Source organism: Yersinia aldovae ATCC 35236, from assembly GCF_000173735.1.
In the GTDB taxonomy this organism is placed as follows: domain Bacteria; phylum Pseudomonadota; class Gammaproteobacteria; order Enterobacterales; family Enterobacteriaceae; genus Yersinia; species Yersinia aldovae.
This window is the reverse complement of sequence record NZ_ACCB01000015.1, coordinates 61,970-78,670: the sequence shown is the minus strand read 5'-3', so window position 1 is coordinate 78,670 and position 16,701 is coordinate 61,970. Positions and strand designations below refer to the sequence as shown.

Here is a 16,701-nt window from a genome sequence, read left to right as displayed (position 1 = left end):
CTCCGACTTACTCTGCGCCGCCGATGAAGTCCAGATTCTGGCCTTCTTTCAGGGTGACGTAAGCTTTTTTCCAGTCGCTACGACGACCAACACGCTGACCGTGACGCTTACTCTTGCCTTTAACCAGCAAGGTGTTAACGTCTTCGACTTCGACTTCAAACAGTTTCTGCACTGCAGCTTTAATTTCTGCTTTGGTCGCGTCTTTGGCAACTTTGAGAACGATGGTGTTATTCTTTTCCATCGCAGCGGACGCTTTTTCAGATACATGCGGCGCGCGCAGTACTTTTAGCAGACGTTCTTCACGAATCATGCCAGCATCTCCTCAACTTGCTTCACAGCATCAGCAGTCATAACCACTTTGTCGAAGGCGATCAGGCTAACTGGGTCGATACCGGCTACATCGCGAACGTCAACCTTATACAGGTTGCGAGCTGCCAAGAACAAGTTCTCGTCCAGTTCGCCCGTTACGATCAGCACATCTTCCAGAGCCATATCTTTCAGTTTCTGCGCCAGCAACTTAGTTTTAGGTGCTTCAACAGAGAACTTTTCGACAATGATCAGACGATCTTGACGTACCAACTCGGACAGGATGCTTTTCAGCGCGCCGCGGTACATCTTTTTATTTACTTTCTGACTGTGGTCCTGAGGCTTTGCAGCAAAGGTCACACCACCTGAACGCCAGATTGGGCTCTTTACAGAACCTGCACGCGCACGGCCGGTACCTTTCTGACGCCACGGTTTTTTACCGGAACCTGTTACTTCAGCACGGGTCTTCTGAGCACGAGTACCTTGACGGGCACCTGCTGCGTAAGCAACAACAACCTGATGTACAAGCGCTTCATTGAAATCACGCCCGAAGGTAGTTTCGGAAACAGTCAGCGCGCCTTGCGCGTCTTTCATTACCAATTCCATTCCTATCTCCTCGACGTTACGCCTTGACAGCCGGTTTTACGATCAGGTTGCCGCCGGTAGCTCCCGGTACAGCGCCCTTGACCAGCAGTAGGTTGCGCTCAGCGTCAACACGTACTACATCCAGGCTTTGAACAGTTACACGTTCATCACCCATGTGGCCTGCCATTTTCTTGCCTTTAAACACTTTGCCCGGAGTCTGGTTCTGACCGATAGAACCCGGAACGCGGTGAGACAAGGAGTTACCATGAGTAGCATCTTGGGTGCGGAAGTTCCAGCGCTTAACAGTACCGGCAAAACCTTTACCTTTAGACGTACCTGTAACGTCGACTTTCTTAACGTCTGCAAAAATTTCGACGCTAATTTCTTGACCCGCAGTGAACTCTTGACCTTCTGCAAGGCGGAATTCCCACAGACCACGGCCAGCTTCTACGCCAGCTTTAGCGAAGTGACCCGCTTCTGGTTTGGTTACACGGTTAGCTTTTTTGCTACCAGTAGTAACCTGCACAGCACGGTAACCGTCGTTAGCCAGATCTTTGACCTGAGTTACGCGGTTTGCTTCAATTTCGATAACAGTTACTGGGATTGAAACGCCATCTTCAGTGAAGATACGCGTCATGCCCACTTTCTTACCGACTAAACCAATCATTGTTTCAACCTCTCAATCGCTCAATGACCTGATTAACCCAGGCTGATCTGCACGTCTACACCAGCAGCCAGATCCAGACGCATCAGAGCATCAACGGTTTTCTCGGTTGGCTCAACGATGTCAACCAGACGCTTGTGAGTGCGAATCTCGTACTGATCGCGCGCATCTTTATTGACGTGCGGAGAAATCAGAACGGTAAAGCGCTCTTTGCGGGTCGGCAGCGGGATCGGACCACGAACCTGCGCACCAGTGCGCTTGGCAGTCTCGACGATTTCCGCAGTTGATTGATCGATCAAACGATGATCAAACGCTTTCAGGCGGATACGGATTCTTTGGTTCTGCATGAGACCAGAGCTCCAATTATTTATAAACGTAAATGATTACTCCTCGCACCCATTTCGATTGATGGGGGAGTGTAATCGTTCAACATATAACCCCCATATCGGGAGTATTGTTCAGTTACGGCACCAGGCCGTGACTGACAGATTAGTTTCAATCTGACCCACCAAGATTAGGTAGGCCCGCGCATTATACGTAAATACCAGCAGGAAGCAAGCCAGTGTTGGAAATCTATGCGAAAACTTGCCAGATAATTTACTTTGGGGGGCGAATGAGGTTGGTTGAGCAGGTAAAGAAGGATTTCGTGGTGAGAACGAGAGTGAGCCAAGTAACTGAGTTGGTACTCACTCTCTTTATTTAGACAGTACCATATCGTGAGGGTTAATCTTATGCCAGCTGGGCCTGAGCATAGTTCTGTATACCCAAACGGTCAATCAAGCTAAGCTCGGTTTCCAGCCAATCAATATGCCCTTCTTCATCAGCCAGAACTTCCTTCAGTAAATCTCTGGTGACATAATCATGGACAGAGTCAGCATAGGCAATGCCGTCACGTAAATCCTTCGCGCCCGCTAATTCAAGAGCTAGATCTGATTTCAGCATTTCTTCAACATCTTCACCAATATTCAACTTACCCAGATCTTGTAAGTTAGGGATACCCTCAAGGAATAAGATGCGCTCGATGTATTTATCTGCATGTTTCATTTCATCAATTGATTCTTGATACTCCTTATCATTAAGGCGCATCAGCCCCCAGTTTTTAAACATTCGGGCATGGAGAAAATATTGGTTGATAGCAACTAACTCGTTGCCGAGCAGTTTATTGAGATGTGCAATTATTTTTTTATCGCCTTTCATAGGTAAACCCTCCGCTTCCAGTACTAAAAGTGTAGTACCAGATGGCAAAGAGTGGGGGAAAACTTCTCCCAGCTATCTATTAAGCAACATCGTTCATTTCTGGAATATTAGCGCGCTCCTCGATCAAGATCTCTCTGGCTTGTCGAATACACTTACCGCAGTCTGTACCAATAGGCACTAATTGACGCAGCTGTTTAAGGGTATGTGGATGATGCTGACGTACAGCTTGACGGATAACTTTGTCAGATACCGCATTACACAGGCAAACGTACATAAAGAGACTCATTTCTTAACCAGTCCCTGAAGTGTAAATAAGAATGCGAGTTATTTCAATTAAGATTATTAAGTTTGGACAATAAAAAAGGGCGCCGAAGCGCCCTTATCACTTGATCAATAAAAGAATTAATCAATAAAACAATTAAGCGATAACTTTAGCAACAACACCAGCGCCTACAGTACGGCCGCCTTCACGGATTGCGAAACGCAGACCGTCGTCCATTGCGATTGGGTGAATCAAGGTAACAACCATGTTCACGTTATCACCAGGCATTACCATTTCAACGCCTTCTGGCAGTTCGATGGTACCGGTTACGTCAGTTGTACGGAAGTAGAACTGAGGACGGTAGCCTTTGAAGAACGGAGTATGACGGCCGCCTTCATCTTTGCTCAGAATATAAACTTCTGAATCAAAGGTAGTGTGTGGTTTGATAGAACCTGGTTTAGCAAGAACTTGACCACGTTCGATATCTTCACGTTTGATACCACGCAGAAGAACACCAACGTTCTCACCCGCACGGCCTTCGTCCAGCAATTTGCGGAACATTTCAACGCCAGTACAAGTAGATTTAACAGTATCTTTGATACCAACGATCTCTACTTCTTCACCAACTTTAACGATACCGCGCTCTACACGACCGGTTACAACAGTACCACGGCCAGAGATTGAGAATACGTCTTCGATTGGCAGCAGGAACGGCTTATCGATAGCACGTTCTGGCAGTGGAATGTAGCTATCCAGTGCTTCAGCCAGCTCAATGATTTTAGCTTCCCACTCAGGAACGCCTTCCAGTGCTTTCAGCGCTGAACCTTTGATTACTGGGATGTCGTCGCCTGGGAAATCGTAAGCAGACAGAAGTTCACGAACTTCCATTTCTACCAGTTCCAGCAGCTCTTCGTCATCAACCATGTCACATTTATTCATGAATACGATCATGTATGGAACGCCAACCTGGCGACCCAACAGGATGTGCTCACGCGTCTGTGGCATAGGGCCATCAGTTGCAGCAACAACCAGGATCGCGCCATCCATCTGCGCAGCACCGGTGATCATGTTTTTAACGTAGTCGGCGTGTCCTGGGCAGTCAACGTGCGCATAGTGACGTGACGGGGTGTCATATTCAACGTGAGAAGTGTTGATGGTGATACCACGTGCTTTTTCTTCTGGTGCGTTATCGATCTGATCGAAAGCACGAGCGCTGCCGCCGTAGGTTTTAGCCAGAACGGTGGTGATTGCCGCAGTCAGGGTAGTTTTACCATGGTCAACGTGGCCGATAGTACCGACGTTTACATGGGGTTTGTTACGTTCAAATTTTTCTTTAGACACGACTATATTCCTTACTCTGGTGCTCTACCACTTATGAGAGAGCACTGGATCATTGTTTTAAACCCGAAAGCTTATTTGCCACGGGCTTCGATAACGGCTTGAGCGACGTTACTCGGCGCTTCAGCATACTTCAGGAACTCCATAGAGTATGAAGCACGGCCCTGGGTCTGAGAACGCAGATCAGTAGCATAACCGAACATTTCAGACAACGGAACCTGGGCACGAATAGTCTTACCAGTTAACGTATCTTCCATACCTTCGATCATGCCACGACGACGACTCAGGTCACCCATGACGTCACCCGCATAATCTTCAGGGGTTTCGATTTCAACCTTCATGATTGGCTCAAGCAGAACCGGTTTCGCTCGTTTGAAACCTTCTTTAAAGGCGATAGAACCGGCTAATTTAAACGCCAATTCTGAGGAGTCAACATCATGGTAAGAACCGTAGTGCAGACGGACTTTAACATCCACAACCGGATAACCAGCCAGAGGGCCAGATTTCAGTTGTTCCTGAATACCTTTATCAACCGCAGGGATGAACTCTTTAGGAATAGAACCACCAACGATTTCGTTGACGAATTCATAACCTTCACCACCCGGTGGTAACGGAGACATGTCGATAACAACATGACCGTACTGACCACGACCGCCTGACTGTTTAGCGTGCTTACCTTCCACGTCCTTAACGGTATCGCGGATAGTTTCACGGTAAGCAACCTGAGGTTTACCGATATTTGCTTCTACGCTAAATTCACGGCGCATACGGTCAACCAAGATATCCAGATGCAGCTCACCCATACCAGCGATGATAGTCTGACCTGATTCTTCGTCAGTCCACACACGGAATGATGGATCTTCTTTTGCCAGACGCCCCAGAGCCATACCCATTTTTTCCTGGTCGGCTTTGGTTTTTGGTTCAACGGCAACAGAGATTACTGGCTCTGGGAACTCCATACGTTCCAGAATGATCACATTCTTTGGATCGCATAAAGTGTCACCCGTCGTCACGTCTTTCAGGCCGATCGCTGCTGCGATGTCGCCTGCGCGAACTTCTTTGATCTCTTCACGTTTGTTGGCGTGCATCTGTACGATACGGCCCAAACGCTCTTCACGCGAACGTACTGAGTTCAGTACGGTGTCACCGGAGTTAACAATACCAGAGTACACACGGAAGAACGTCAAGTTACCCACAAACGGGTCGGTAGCAATTTTGAATGCCAACGCAGAGAACGGCTCTTTGTCGTCTGAATGACGAACAGCCGGAGTATCTTTACCATCGTCCAAAATACCGTTGATTGCTTCAACGTCAGTTGGCGCGGGCAGATAGTCGATAACTGCATCCAGCATTGCCTGTACGCCTTTGTTTTTAAACGCAGAGCCACAGGTAACCAAGATAATTTCGTTGCGCAGAACACGTTGACGCAGAGCTTTCTTGATTTCTTCTTCAGTCAGCTCTTCGCCGCCCAAATACTTATCCATCAGCTCATCTGATGCTTCAGCAGCAGACTCAACCAGATTCTGGTGCCATTCAGCAGCCAGCTCAGCCATATCCGCAGGGATCTCTTCGTATTCGAAGGTCACACCCAGATCCGCTTCATTCCAGTTGATCGCTTTCATTTTCACCAGATCGATAACACCGGTGAATTTCTCTTCCGCGCCGATTGCCAGTTGCAATGGAACTGGATTCGCGCCCAGACGAGACTTAATCTGACCAACAACTTTCAGGAAGTTAGCACCCATGCGGTCCATTTTGTTAACGAACGCAATGCGTGGAACTTTATATTTATTCGCCTGACGCCATACGGTCTCAGACTGTGGCTGAACACCACCAACTGCACAGTAAACCATTACCGCGCCGTCAAGAACACGCATGGAACGTTCTACTTCAATGGTGAAGTCAACGTGTCCAGGGGTGTCAATGATATTGACGTGATGTGGTTCGTACTGTTTAGCCATACCAGACCAGAAGCAGGTAGTAGCCGCAGAAGTAATGGTAATACCACGCTCCTGCTCCTGTTCCATCCAGTCCATAGTGGCTGCGCCGTTATGAACTTCACCGATCTTATGGTTTACACCGGTGTAGAACAGAATACGTTCGGTAGTGGTTGTCTTACCGGCGTCGATGTGAGCGCTGATACCGATATTACGATAGCGCTCAATGGGTGTTTTACGAGCCATTTGATTCCTCTATTGCCTTAGGCGTTCATTCGGTTAACCCATGCGGGCATGATAAATCACCCGCATGGTTAGCATGACTACTGCGTGGTAATTACCAGCGGTAGTGCGCGAACGCCTTGTTAGCCTCGGCCATACGGTGAACGTCTTCACGTTTCTTAACAGCAGAACCTTTGTTCTCTGCTGCGTCAGACAGTTCATTCGCCAAGCGCAAAGCCATGGATTTATCACCGCGTTTACGAGCAGCATCAACGATCCAACGCATTGCTAAAGCATTACGACGAACCGGACGAACTTCAACTGGTACCTGGTAGGTTGAACCACCAACGCGGCGAGACTTAACTTCGACAGTCGGGCGCACGTTATCAAGAGCAGTTTCAAACGCTTCCAGATAGTCTTTACCAGAACGCTGAGCCAGGGTTTCCAGCGCGGTATAGACGATTGCTTCTGCAGTAGATTTTTTACCATCTACCATCAGGATATTTACAAATTTAGCCAGCAATTCAGATCCGAACTTAGGATCGGGTAAAATTTTACGTTGGCCAATTACACGACGACGTGGCATGGAAATACTCCGTTGTTAATTCAGGGTTGTCCAAAACTCTAAGAGTTTATTTTGACATTAATGTGAAAATGTTTGGCCTTACTTAACGGAGAACCATTAAGCCTTTGGCTTCTTCACGCCGTACTTAGAACGTGATTGCTTACGGTCTTTAACACCTGAGCAGTCAAGCGCGCCGCGAACGGTGTGGTAACGCACACCTGGCAAGTCTTTTACACGACCGCCACGGATCAGGATCACGGAGTGTTCCTGAAGGTTATGACCTTCACCGCCGATGTAGGAGGTGACTTCAAAACCGTTAGTTAAACGCACACGACAAACTTTACGCAGTGCGGAGTTAGGTTTTTTTGGAGTGGTGGTATATACGCGGGTACATACACCACGTTTCTGCGGGCATGCTTCCAGCGCAGGAACGTTGCTTTTAGCAACCTTCATGCTGCGTGGCTTGCGAACCAGCTGGTTAATCGTTGCCATTATTAAAAAAGCTCCTGGTTTTTGCTTCGTAAACACATGATAAATCCACCTCGTTTGCACGACTGGCATAGAACGAGGACGCAGAATTTTATGGCTGACTATCTAAGGTGTCAAGAAATATACAGCATTGACTGCATTACCATGCCAGTTGTTGCTGATGTTTTAGGGTCAAATCCACGAAGTGAGTATAACCGATTAGCGTGACGCTGTCCGAAATTTGACCAGTCAAGCCGCGTGCAATAACATCATTTTCCAGAACAAACAGCGAAGCGGGGTTATTTAACAATAGGTTAAGGCTTTCACTGTTTTTCAATACCGCCATTACGCCATCTTGCAAAAAGAGAATCTCATCTTCGGATGTCGCTAATCTCAGTAACGCAGATAAATCGCAGTGATAGGGAGAATGACTGACGGTAAACAGCATTATGGTTACTCAAACCTCATTAAAAAGTCAGCACAACGTCATAAGTTGCCATTTGGCTGCGTAAATCTGCCGGAGAAAGTTCCTCCACATCGAGGACCCAGTCAGTAACTTCACTCAATCCGCGTTGCTGTATTGATGCTGCGCAAATATAACAATTTTCGACATCGTACAGAGGTAAGACACCGAAAGTTGCAATATAGTTTCTGGCAAGAATTCTTTCCGGTTGCTGTTGAGGTAGCAACTGCAAGACACCATCTGAGATGAAGAATACCCCGATATCTTCACTCAGTGCAGAAGTGGCCAGCAAAGCATCCAACCCTTCGCGCCCTGCGGAATTACCGTGTGGGCCTTGGGTGAAAATAAAAGCAATACGTTTCATTTTCATTAAAATTGCACCATGCGATCACAGGTCAGTGCTGCTTCTGCCAGCGTACCCAGCCCACTTAACGTAAAACCGGGTTGTAGATTTGCGGCCACCAAATTGAGTTGTTCAGCTTCATGTTGGTTAGTTACACCACGGCGCAATGCCGCCGCCACACAGACATTCAGCTCAACCGCATGTTCTAACGCCAATTGCTGCCATGCGCGCACCAAATCGTATTCATCGCTGGCTGGCGCGGTTAATTGGTTAGCATTCAAAACGCCTTCGCGATAGAAAAAAACACTAACCAAATGGTGACCTGAATTTACCAGCGCTTGTGCAAACTGATAGGCACTGCTGGCCTGCTGGGTGCCATAGGCCGGCCCGGTGACCATCAGACAATATCTTTTCCCCCCAGACATTAACGCTCATGCCCCACGAGGTCGCCACTTTTGAATTGGCGAATGTAGAGATAGACGGTGTGTTTAGAGATATTAAGCCGTTCTGCAACCTGATTGATGGCATCTTTGATATCAAAAATACCCTTTTCATAAAGATTAAGTACCACTTGGCGGTTCTTCGCATTGTTAGAAACGTTGCGATCCGCGTTAACCTCTTCGATGGTGAATTCCAATGTTTGCGCCACCAAATCATCAACCGATGAGGCAAAATTGACCGAGGAAGCAACTTCCTGCGTTTCGGGCGGCATAAACGTCTGAATGATTTGCGAGAAAGGTACATCCAGATTCATGTTGATACAAAGTAAACCAATCACCCGCTGATCACGATTACGGATAGCGATAGTGACCGATTTCATCAGCACGCCACTTTTGGCGCGGGTGAAGTAGGCTCTGGAAACACTGCTATCCGCACCCGCCATATCATGCAGCATCCGCAGAGCCAGATCAGTTATCGGAGAACCAATCTGCCGCCCGGTATGTTCGCCATTAGCAATTCTAACCGCAGAGCTTTTCAGGTCTTCCAATGAATGCAGCACAATTTCACAGTGGCCACCAATAAGCATCGCTAAGCCATCAACCACCGCTTCATATGATTTGAGTATTTCATGATCCGTCTGACTAAACGGACGTTCATCCAGTAAATCCAGTTCACTGGTTTCGCTGCTGAGAAGCGAATTAGACATCGAAGACACCATCCTCTACGTAAAGCCTGTCTCAATATCGTTGGCAGACTCGTAACTCAATATCTTAGATTTTAAGTCTAGCAAATATGCCGATATAAAATCCTTGCGTTTGCATGTGGTATTGACGTTAAGCCCACAAGCTATAAACCGTCAAGTTATCAACGAGCAGAAGTGCAAATTGATATACCGCAAAAAAAAACCGCCACGACAATTATCGCAGCGGTTATTTGAGAAGAACGTTTAACTAAGCTGAATTACTTCTTAGCTTTTGTATCCGCAGCAGCAGGTTGTTCTTCTGGAGCATCAGCTTTAGGCGCGGCTTTAACATCCAACAGCTCTACATCGAATACCAGAGTAGAGTTAGCAGGGATGCCCGGAACGCCCGTTTTGCCGTAAGCCAGCTCTGGCGGGATAACCAGCGTGATTTTGCCGCCTTTCTTGATTTGCTTCAGGCCCTCAGTCCAGCCAGGGATAACACCATCCAGGCGGAATGACAGTGGCTCACCGCGTTTGTAAGAGTTATCAAACTCAGTACCATCAGTCAGCGTTCCCTTGTAGTTAACCACCACAGTGTCGCTGTCTTTTGGTGTATCACCTGTACCGGCTTTCTCAACCTTGTACAACAGGCCAGATGCGGTTTTCTTCACATCTTTCTGTTTGGCAAAATCTTCGCGATATTTAGCGCCTTTATCGGCATTTTCTTTAGAATCCTGCTCCATTTTGGCCTGAGCAGAAGCTTTTACGCGCGTTTCAAAACCTTGTAAGGTTTTTTCAATTTCTTCGTCAGTCAGTTTGCTTTTGTTGGCAAACGCATCCTGAACACCGGAGATTAGCTGATCTTTATCCAGCTTGATGCCCAGTTTCTCCTGCTCTTTCAGTGAGTTATCCATATAGCGGCCCAAAGATGCGCCTAATGCATAAGCTGACTGCTGGTCATCATTCTTAAATGCGCTATTGGTCGTTGCTGGCGCAGTTGCCGTTTTTGCTGCTTCAGCAGCGAAAACAACAGAGGTATTCAGGGTTAGCGCCACGGTGGTAGCCAGTAGCGTTACTTTAAACAGTGATTTCATCCATTTCTCCATTGGCTCAAGGAGTCTTACCCCAAGCAACGATTATAAGAGTAACTAGTACTATAGCTGTCTGTGCGAACACAAAACAATCTCAATACTCATGCTATTAAGTGATATTAGGACTTTTTTTACTACAATAAGTTTCGTTTTTATAGATATCTTGACCCTTAAAGGGTAATCGCAGGGTTTTACAGGTAGAATCAAGCCTGCCCTGCCATTGAGTCATTTGGCCATAAAACCGAAAATGCCCTGAAGGTGTGGCTTGCCGTGACGCCGCTTGTATTTAGGCCATGTATAGCTGCATCGGGTGCAGTCATGAGAGGAAATATGATGGAACCGTCCCTGTTTGAGCAACGCCTCGAAATGCTGGAAAGCCGTTTGGCATTTCAGGAAGTGACGATTGAAGAACTCAATTTGATCGTGACCGAGCATCAGATGGAAATGACCAAGCTGCGAGAGCATCTGCGTTTACTGACTGATAAACTGCGCGAGTCTCAGTCGTCCATGATGGCCTCACCCGCAGATGAAACACCGCCGCCGCACTATTAGCGCTAACGGTCAAAACCTGTGGTGTAGATAGCAAAAAGCCAGCCGCAAGGCTGGCTTTTGACTGACCATATCAAATTTAGTAACAAGTCAGATTTTAGTGACAGCCACAGCCGCCTTTACCACAACCACCTTTGCCGTGCTCATGGTCGTGATCGTGCTCACTCTCATCATGGCCGTGGCCACCGCAGCAACCGTCACCGTGTTCGTGGTGATGGTCATGCTCGCCATGTACGTGGCCATGTTGCAGCTCTTCTTCTGTTGCTTCACGGATAGCAACAACATCAACGTGGAAGTTCAGATCCTGACCCGCCAGCATGTGGTTACCATCAACCACGACGTGCTCGTCTTCAACCGCTGTGATTTCGACCGGCACTGGGCCTTGATCGGTATCAGCCAGGAAACGCATACCTACTTCTAGCTCGTCAACGCCCATGAAGACATCTTTCGGTACGCGCTGCACCAGATTTTCATCATAGCTGCCGTAGCCGTCGTCTGCATTCACACGCACGTCAAAGCTGTCACCAGCTTCATGACCTTCGAGTGCTTTTTCCAAACCCGCGATCAGGGAACCGTGTCCGTGCAGGTAGTCCAACGGCGCACTCACCGGAGACTCATCAACTAAAACACCGTCTTCTGTACGCACCTGGTAAGCCAGGCTGACCACCAAGTCTTTTGCTACTTTCATGATATCTCCTACCCTTGGAACAAAAATTGGCACAGATTGTAGCGGAAATCTGCGCCGCTGTACCCTTCAGCATAAAAAATCGCGGAAGATAACGCTACTCTGGATGGAAAATACCGATCACTTGTTCATGCGCACGGACGTGTTGACTGACCTGTTCATCCGTCTGTCGCTGATGGTGACCGCACTTGACACACTCCACCACTTCCACCTGATCTTCACGCCATAATGCTAGTGTATCCAATGCCTTGCATTGCGGACAGACGGCTCCGGCGATAAACCTTTTACGTGTCTTTGCCTGGTTATTTGGCGTCATTGTCATCGTTTTCTCCGACATTATTCGTATTCATCCCACCCATCTAATTGCCGACTTTCATGCAGCATTTCTCGTTGGAAAATATCTTCCAGCTCGCGGCGGGCTTCTTTAACTCTGGATATTTGTGCCACATCGCCATGATGCTGTGGCATCAATTCGCGCAGCATCCGCATATCGAGACGGCGGAAATGTTGTTGCGCCCGATAAGCCTGATGTGGATGCATACCCAATTCCAACAGCGTCTTGCGCCCTAACTCCAGTGCACTGGAAAAGGTTTCACGGGTGAAATCTTTAACGCCGCTTTGCAGCAACTCATGCGCCTCCACACGCCCTCTGGCACGGGCCAGAATGTGCAAATTAGGGAAATGCTGCTGACACAGATGCACCAACGTCATGGTGTCTTCTGGCTCATTACAGGTGACAACGATGGCTTTGGCTTTTTCTGCCCCCGCCGCTCGTAGTAACTCCAATTCGGTGGCGTCACCGTAATACACTTTGTAACCGTATTTACGCATCACGCTAACGGCGCTGACATCACGCTCCAGCACGGTAATGCGCATTTTATTCGCCATCAGCAAGCGGCCAATCACCTGACCAAAGCGCCCAAAGCCTACAATAATTACCTGCGGATCATTATCTTCCACAAAGGGCTTCTCATCGCTCTCTTCTTGCGCGTTGTAGCGGCGCACCAAAATGCGGTCAATCACCTGCATCAGCAGCGGTGTGGTCATCATCGACAATGTCACAACTACCAGCAATAACGCCAGTTGTTCAGCATTTAAAACATGTTGAGAGAACGCGGCTGAAAACAGCACGAAGGCAAACTCACCGCCTTGACTGAGCACCCCGGCAAATTGTAGCCGTACTGAACGGCGCAAACCAAATATTCGCGCCAGGCCATACAACACGGTGCTTTTGATAAAGACCAGCGCCAAAACACCTAACAACACATCCAACAGATGAGTGAACAACACACCGATATTCAGCGCCATTCCAACCGAAATAAAGAATAACCCAAGCAGCAACCCTTTAAACGGCTCAATGGCAATCTCCAGTTCGTGCTGGAATTCACTTTCAGCCAGCAATATTCCTGCGATGAATGTCCCTAGCGCCATCGATAGACCCAGCGCATCCATAAACAGGGCAGACCCCAAGACCACCAGCAAGGCCGCCGCAGTAAAAACCTCCCGCACACCCGAGGCGACGATATAGCGGAACAGTGGGCGTAGCAGGTAACGGCCACCAATTAACATTCCGGCAAAAGCCGCAACTTTCAGACCAATCCTGGCCCAGTCGTTAGCACCACCACCGCCGCCAGCCAGAATCGGGATTAGGGCCAACGCCGGGATAACCGCCATATCCTGAAAGAGTAAAACCGAGAAACCGAGCTGCCCACCCTCGTTGCGGTTCATGCCTTTTTCGCGCATCAGTTGCAGCGCCATCGCGGTTGAAGACATCGCCAACCCGATACCGCCAATAACCGCCGCCTGCCAGGCAAATTGGGTGAAATAGAGCAATGCGCCCAACACTGCCGCCGTTATCACCACCTGGCCAGCACCAACACCAAAAATAGAGCGCCGCAACTGCCACAGCTTGGCTGGATTTAATTCCAACCCAATGATAAACATCAGGAAACCACACCCAACTCAGAAAAATGGAGGATTTCATCGACGTCACGGATAAAACCCAATCCCCACGGGCCGATGGCGATACCGGCTATCAGGTAGCCCAACACCGCACCAATACCCAAGCGCTGGGCGATAGGAACGGCCACCACAGCGGCGAACAGGAATAACATAATGGCGGTCAGTAGCGCCGAGCCTTCCATATTCAGTGCCCTCCGGTAGGCAGTGGTGACTGCAACCACTGCGCATAAGCTTGTGCATGGCTGGCTAAGACTTCAGGCTTTTGACGCCGCGCCCAGTAAATAATCATCGGGTTCAACCAATGCATATGACACATTGCTGCCGTCAATTCAAATGGGCGCAGAATATCTTCCATCGGGTAGCGGTTATATCCCCCCACCCGATAAGCTCCTTCCGGCTCACCCGTGGTAATCACCGAGCGCCAATATTTACCGGTCAATGCATGACCACCTACACCATTGGCAAACCCACGCGCCAATACCCTGTCTAACCATTCCTTTAATAAGGCCGGGCAGCTATAAGTGTATAAAGGATGTTGAAATACAATAATTTGATGCTCACGCAGCAATTTCTGCTCATGATGAATATCAATAAAGAAATCCGGATAATGTGCATAAAGATCGTGCACAGTGACATGTTCTAATTGCTGCACCGGTTGCAGTAAAACCCGATTGGCCACCGAGTCCTGTGATTCCGGATGGGCATACAGCAGCAAAACCTTTGGTGGCTGCGACATCATTCCCCTCCAAAGCGTCGTCAGGGTCCGGTTTTTCCGTTACCATGCTCCGCAAAGACCAAAAAGACTAAGATTTATACCCAAAGTCATTGGCGTTACCCGTCGGTAGCGACAAGAACCACGGGGATAATAATTTAACATATACCCAAAATAATTCGAGTTGCAGGAAGGCGGCAAGCGAGAGAATCCCGATGAGCTTACTAGAGTAAGTGATTCGGGTGAGCGAGCGCAGCCAACACACATGCAGCTTGAAGTATGACGGGTAAACTCTAAACATACGGCACTCTATGATTGTTTTTTCTTCACTTCAAATTCGACGTGGTACCCGTGTCTTGCTGGACAACGCGACAGCCACGATTAACCCCGGTCAAAAGGTCGGGCTGGTCGGCAAAAACGGTTGTGGTAAATCCACTCTGCTGGCGTTGCTCAAAGGCGAACTGAGCGCCGATGGCGGTAATGCCACTTTCCCCAGTAACTGGGCATTGGCTTGGGTTAATCAGGAAACCCCGGCCCTGGATATTCCGGCGATAGAGTATGTTATCGACGGAGATCGCGAATATCGCCAGTTAGAGGCTGAACTACAGGCCGCCAATGAAAAAAATGATGGTCATGCCATCGCAACCGTACACGGTAAGCTGGATGCCATCCACGCCTGGACCATTCATTCCCGTGCCGCCAGTTTGCTTCACGGGCTGGGATTTTCTCAAGATCAATTGCAACAGCCGGTGCGCTCCTTCTCCGGTGGCTGGCGGATGCGCCTTAATCTGGCCCAAGCGCTGGTGTGCCGCTCTGATTTGCTGCTGCTGGATGAACCGACCAACCACTTGGATTTGGACGCGGTAATCTGGCTGGAGAAATGGCTGAAAAGCTATTCTGGCACGTTAGTATTAATTTCTCATGACCGCGATTTCCTTGATCCTATTATTGATAAGATTCTGCATATTGAACAGCAGACGCTGAATGAATATACCGGTAACTATTCATCCTTCGAACGTCAGCGCGCCACCAAGCTGTCACAGCAACAATCAATGTATCAGCATCAACAAGAGAAAGTCGCGCATCTGCAAAGCTATATTGATCGTTTCCGCGCGCAAGCAACCAAAGCTAAACAGGCCCAGAGCCGCATCAAAATGCTGGAACGGATGGAACTGATTGCCCCTGCCCATGTGGATAATCCATTCCACTTCAGCTTCCGCACACCGGAAAGCCTGCCTGACCCCCTGCTGCGCATGGAGAAAGTGAGCGCCGGTTACGGCGATCGCACTATCTTGCAGTCCATTAAACTCAATCTGGTACCCGGTTCGCGCATCGGCCTGTTAGGGCGTAACGGCGCAGGTAAATCCACACTTATCAAGCTGTTGGCTGGTACATTAGAGCCACAAAGCGGCGAAATTGGTTTGTCCAAAGGGATTAAACTGGGTTACTTCGCCCAGCATCAGCTTGAATTCTTAAGAGCTGATGAATCGCCACTACAGCATATGAGCCGTCTGGCACCGAAGGAGTCAGAGCAACAACTGCGTGACTACCTGGGCGGTTACGGTTTTCAGGGCGATCAGGTGACCGACCCTACCGCCCGCTTCTCCGGCGGTGAAAAAGCGCGCCTGGTGCTAGCACTGATTATCTGGCAGCGCCCTAACCTGTTGCTGCTTGATGAGCCAACCAACCACCTTGATCTGGATATGCGCCAGGCACTGACCGAAGCCTTAATTGATTTTGAAGGCGCATTGGTGGTGGTTTCACATGATCGTCATTTATTGCGTTCTACCACCGATGACCTCTATCTGGTGCATGATGGCAAAGTCGAACAGTTCGACGGCGATCTGGAAGATTATCAGCAGTTTTTGGTGGACGCGCAGCGCCAGCAAAGCCAGCAGGACAATCCGGCAAAAGAGTTGTCAGGCAACAGTGCCCAGCAGCGCAAAGATCAAAAACGCCGCGATGCCGAGTTCCGAACCCAGACACAACCACTGCGTAAGCAGGTTATGACGCTGGAAAAGCAGATGGATAAGCTCGGCGCCGAACTGGCCGCTATCGAAGAGCAACTGGCTGATTCTGCCCTGTATGATATTGCTCGCAAGGCAGATTTAACCCACTGTTTACAGCAGCAGACGCAAGTGAAATCCAGGTTGGAAGAGACTGAAATGCAGTGGTTGGATGCCCAAGAGCAGTTGGAGAATCTCACCAAGATATTTGAAGCGGGGTAAT

20 protein-coding genes and 1 pseudogene are annotated in these 16,701 nt (G+C 48.7%); 2 read left to right on the top strand and 19 right to left on the bottom strand.

Features of this window, described 5'->3' with window-relative positions:
- Positions 1-7: 7 nt before the first annotated feature.
- From rplW to fkpA, 15 genes are all read right to left on the bottom strand, one after another.
- Positions 8-310 carry a 50S ribosomal protein L23 gene (gene rplW, locus YALDO0001_RS09180; RefSeq protein ID WP_005159841.1) on the bottom strand — a complete coding sequence of 101 codons (303 nt, stop codon included), beginning with the start codon at positions 308-310 and terminating at the stop codon, positions 8-10.
- Positions 307-912: a 50S ribosomal protein L4 gene (rplD, locus tag YALDO0001_RS09175; RefSeq protein WP_004702326.1), complete on the bottom strand. Its 606-nt coding sequence runs from the start codon at positions 910-912 to the stop codon at positions 307-309. The genes rplW and rplD overlap by 4 nt, the downstream gene beginning before the upstream one ends.
- A 16-nt stretch (positions 913-928) precedes the next feature.
- On the bottom strand, positions 929-1,558 hold the full coding sequence (gene rplC / locus YALDO0001_RS09170) for a 50S ribosomal protein L3 (protein WP_004702324.1): 630 nt from the start codon (positions 1,556-1,558) through the stop codon (positions 929-931).
- A gap of 32 nt (positions 1,559-1,590) precedes the next feature.
- Positions 1,591-1,902 carry a 30S ribosomal protein S10 gene (gene rpsJ / locus YALDO0001_RS09165; RefSeq protein ID WP_001181005.1) on the bottom strand — a complete coding sequence of 104 codons (312 nt, stop codon included), beginning with the start codon at positions 1,900-1,902 and terminating at the stop codon, positions 1,591-1,593.
- Between the two features lie 382 nt (positions 1,903-2,284).
- Positions 2,285-2,752 carry a bacterioferritin gene (gene bfr / locus YALDO0001_RS09160; RefSeq protein WP_004702321.1) on the bottom strand — a complete coding sequence of 156 codons (468 nt, stop codon included), beginning with the start codon at positions 2,750-2,752 and terminating at the stop codon, positions 2,285-2,287.
- Positions 2,753-2,831: 79 nt separating this feature from the next.
- Entirely contained in the window at positions 2,832-3,026 is a 195-nt protein-coding gene (gene bfd, locus YALDO0001_RS09155) for a bacterioferritin-associated ferredoxin (RefSeq protein WP_004702312.1), read from the bottom strand.
- A 144-nt stretch (positions 3,027-3,170) separates the two neighbouring features.
- Positions 3,171-4,355: an elongation factor Tu gene (gene tuf, locus YALDO0001_RS09150; protein ID WP_004702310.1), complete on the bottom strand. Its 1,185-nt coding sequence runs from the start codon at positions 4,353-4,355 to the stop codon at positions 3,171-3,173.
- 71 nt (positions 4,356-4,426) lie between these two features.
- Entirely contained in the window at positions 4,427-6,535 is a 2,109-nt protein-coding gene (gene fusA / locus YALDO0001_RS09145; RefSeq protein ID WP_004702308.1) for an elongation factor G, read from the bottom strand.
- 91 nt (positions 6,536-6,626) lie between these two features.
- On the bottom strand, positions 6,627-7,097 hold the full coding sequence (gene rpsG / locus YALDO0001_RS09140) for a 30S ribosomal protein S7 (protein ID WP_004702306.1): 471 nt from the start codon (positions 7,095-7,097) through the stop codon (positions 6,627-6,629).
- A gap of 96 nt (positions 7,098-7,193) precedes the next feature.
- Positions 7,194-7,568 carry a 30S ribosomal protein S12 gene (gene rpsL / locus YALDO0001_RS09135; protein ID WP_002212323.1) on the bottom strand — a complete coding sequence of 125 codons (375 nt, stop codon included), beginning with the start codon at positions 7,566-7,568 and terminating at the stop codon, positions 7,194-7,196.
- Between the two features lie 136 nt (positions 7,569-7,704).
- Positions 7,705-7,992 (bottom strand): sulfurtransferase complex subunit TusB, encoded by a 288-nt coding sequence (gene tusB / locus YALDO0001_RS09130; RefSeq protein ID WP_004702304.1) that lies wholly within the window; start codon positions 7,990-7,992, stop codon positions 7,705-7,707.
- Positions 7,993-8,011: 19 nt separating this feature from the next.
- The gene (gene tusC / locus YALDO0001_RS09125) at positions 8,012-8,377 is read right to left on the bottom strand and encodes a sulfurtransferase complex subunit TusC (protein ID WP_082167889.1); all 366 of its coding nucleotides are present in this window, start codon (positions 8,375-8,377) and stop codon (positions 8,012-8,014) included.
- Positions 8,377-8,775, bottom strand: a complete 399-nt coding sequence (tusD, locus tag YALDO0001_RS09120) for a sulfurtransferase complex subunit TusD (RefSeq protein WP_042839631.1) — start codon at positions 8,773-8,775, stop codon at positions 8,377-8,379. The genes tusC and tusD overlap by 1 nt, the downstream gene beginning before the upstream one ends.
- Positions 8,775-9,497 carry a helix-turn-helix transcriptional regulator gene (locus YALDO0001_RS09115; protein WP_004702300.1) on the bottom strand — a complete coding sequence of 241 codons (723 nt, stop codon included), beginning with the start codon at positions 9,495-9,497 and terminating at the stop codon, positions 8,775-8,777. The genes tusD and YALDO0001_RS09115 overlap by 1 nt, the downstream gene beginning before the upstream one ends.
- A gap of 254 nt (positions 9,498-9,751) precedes the next feature.
- Positions 9,752-10,567, bottom strand: a complete 816-nt coding sequence (gene fkpA / locus YALDO0001_RS09110; protein ID WP_042839630.1) for an FKBP-type peptidyl-prolyl cis-trans isomerase — start codon at positions 10,565-10,567, stop codon at positions 9,752-9,754.
- Positions 10,568-10,897: 330 nt separating this feature from the next.
- Here fkpA and YALDO0001_RS09105 point away from each other — a divergent pair, with 330 nt between their 5' ends.
- On the top strand, positions 10,898-11,116 hold the full coding sequence (locus YALDO0001_RS09105) for a protein SlyX (protein ID WP_004702296.1): 219 nt from the start codon (positions 10,898-10,900) through the stop codon (positions 11,114-11,116).
- A 94-nt stretch (positions 11,117-11,210) separates the two neighbouring features.
- Here the strand turns inward: YALDO0001_RS09105 and slyD are convergent, their stop codons facing one another.
- The 4 genes and pseudogenes from slyD to kefG form a co-directional block, all read right to left on the bottom strand.
- Entirely contained in the window at positions 11,211-11,801 is a 591-nt protein-coding gene (gene slyD, locus YALDO0001_RS09100) for a peptidylprolyl isomerase (protein WP_004702293.1), read from the bottom strand.
- A 94-nt stretch (positions 11,802-11,895) separates the two neighbouring features.
- A complete protein-coding gene (locus YALDO0001_RS09095; protein ID WP_390170111.1) occupies positions 11,896-12,114 on the bottom strand; it encodes a YheV family putative zinc ribbon protein in 219 nt (72 codons plus the stop codon).
- Positions 12,115-12,134: 20 nt separating this feature from the next.
- Positions 12,135-13,942: pseudogene (gene kefB / locus YALDO0001_RS09090) on the bottom strand (glutathione-regulated potassium-efflux system protein KefB).
- Between the two features lie 2 nt (positions 13,943-13,944).
- Positions 13,945-14,496 (bottom strand): glutathione-regulated potassium-efflux system ancillary protein KefG, encoded by a 552-nt coding sequence (kefG, locus tag YALDO0001_RS09085; RefSeq protein WP_042547516.1) that lies wholly within the window; start codon positions 14,494-14,496, stop codon positions 13,945-13,947.
- Between the two features lie 287 nt (positions 14,497-14,783).
- On the opposite strand from kefG, the gene YALDO0001_RS09080 reads away from it, so the two are divergent.
- Positions 14,784-16,700 carry an ABC transporter ATP-binding protein gene (locus tag YALDO0001_RS09080; RefSeq protein WP_004702286.1) on the top strand — a complete coding sequence of 639 codons (1,917 nt, stop codon included), beginning with the start codon at positions 14,784-14,786 and terminating at the stop codon, positions 16,698-16,700.
- The last annotated feature ends 1 nt before the right edge of the window (position 16,701 follow it).

What these genes read in the sequence shown, in the direction of transcription:
- rplW (WP_005159841.1), bottom strand. Translation starts at nt 310, where the DNA reads ATGATTCGTGAAGAACGTCTGCTAAAAGTACTGCGCGCGCCGCATGTA.
- rplD (WP_004702326.1), bottom strand. Translation starts at nt 912, where the DNA reads ATGGAATTGGTAATGAAAGACGCGCAAGGCGCGCTGACTGTTTCCGAA.
- rplC (WP_004702324.1), bottom strand. Translation starts at nt 1,558, where the DNA reads ATGATTGGTTTAGTCGGTAAGAAAGTGGGCATGACGCGTATCTTCACT.
- rpsJ (WP_001181005.1), bottom strand. Translation starts at nt 1,902, where the DNA reads ATGCAGAACCAAAGAATCCGTATCCGCCTGAAAGCGTTTGATCATCGT.
- bfr (WP_004702321.1), bottom strand. Translation starts at nt 2,752, where the DNA reads ATGAAAGGCGATAAAAAAATAATTGCACATCTCAATAAACTGCTCGGC.
- bfd (WP_004702312.1), bottom strand. Translation starts at nt 3,026, where the DNA reads ATGTACGTTTGCCTGTGTAATGCGGTATCTGACAAAGTTATCCGTCAA.
- fusA (WP_004702308.1), bottom strand. Translation starts at nt 6,535, where the DNA reads ATGGCTCGTAAAACACCCATTGAGCGCTATCGTAATATCGGTATCAGC.
- rpsG (WP_004702306.1), bottom strand. Translation starts at nt 7,097, where the DNA reads ATGCCACGTCGTCGTGTAATTGGCCAACGTAAAATTTTACCCGATCCT.
- rpsL (WP_002212323.1), bottom strand. Translation starts at nt 7,568, where the DNA reads ATGGCAACGATTAACCAGCTGGTTCGCAAGCCACGCAGCATGAAGGTT.
- tusB (WP_004702304.1), bottom strand. Translation starts at nt 7,992, where the DNA reads ATGCTGTTTACCGTCAGTCATTCTCCCTATCACTGCGATTTATCTGCG.
- tusC (WP_082167889.1), bottom strand. Translation starts at nt 8,377, where the DNA reads ATGAAAATGAAACGTATTGCTTTTATTTTCACCCAAGGCCCACACGGT.
- tusD (WP_042839631.1), bottom strand. Translation starts at nt 8,775, where the DNA reads ATGTCTGGGGGGAAAAGATATTGTCTGATGGTCACCGGGCCGGCCTAT.
- YALDO0001_RS09115 (WP_004702300.1), bottom strand. Translation starts at nt 9,497, where the DNA reads ATGTCTAATTCGCTTCTCAGCAGCGAAACCAGTGAACTGGATTTACTG.
- fkpA (WP_042839630.1), bottom strand. Translation starts at nt 10,567, where the DNA reads ATGAAATCACTGTTTAAAGTAACGCTACTGGCTACCACCGTGGCGCTA.
- YALDO0001_RS09105 (WP_004702296.1), top strand. Translation starts at nt 10,898, where the DNA reads ATGGAACCGTCCCTGTTTGAGCAACGCCTCGAAATGCTGGAAAGCCGT.
- slyD (WP_004702293.1), bottom strand. Translation starts at nt 11,801, where the DNA reads ATGAAAGTAGCAAAAGACTTGGTGGTCAGCCTGGCTTACCAGGTGCGT.
- YALDO0001_RS09095 (WP_390170111.1), bottom strand. Translation starts at nt 12,114, where the DNA reads ATGACGCCAAATAACCAGGCAAAGACACGTAAAAGGTTTATCGCCGGA.
- kefG (WP_042547516.1), bottom strand. Translation starts at nt 14,496, where the DNA reads ATGTCGCAGCCACCAAAGGTTTTGCTGCTGTATGCCCATCCGGAATCA.
- YALDO0001_RS09080 (WP_004702286.1), top strand. Translation starts at nt 14,784, where the DNA reads ATGATTGTTTTTTCTTCACTTCAAATTCGACGTGGTACCCGTGTCTTG.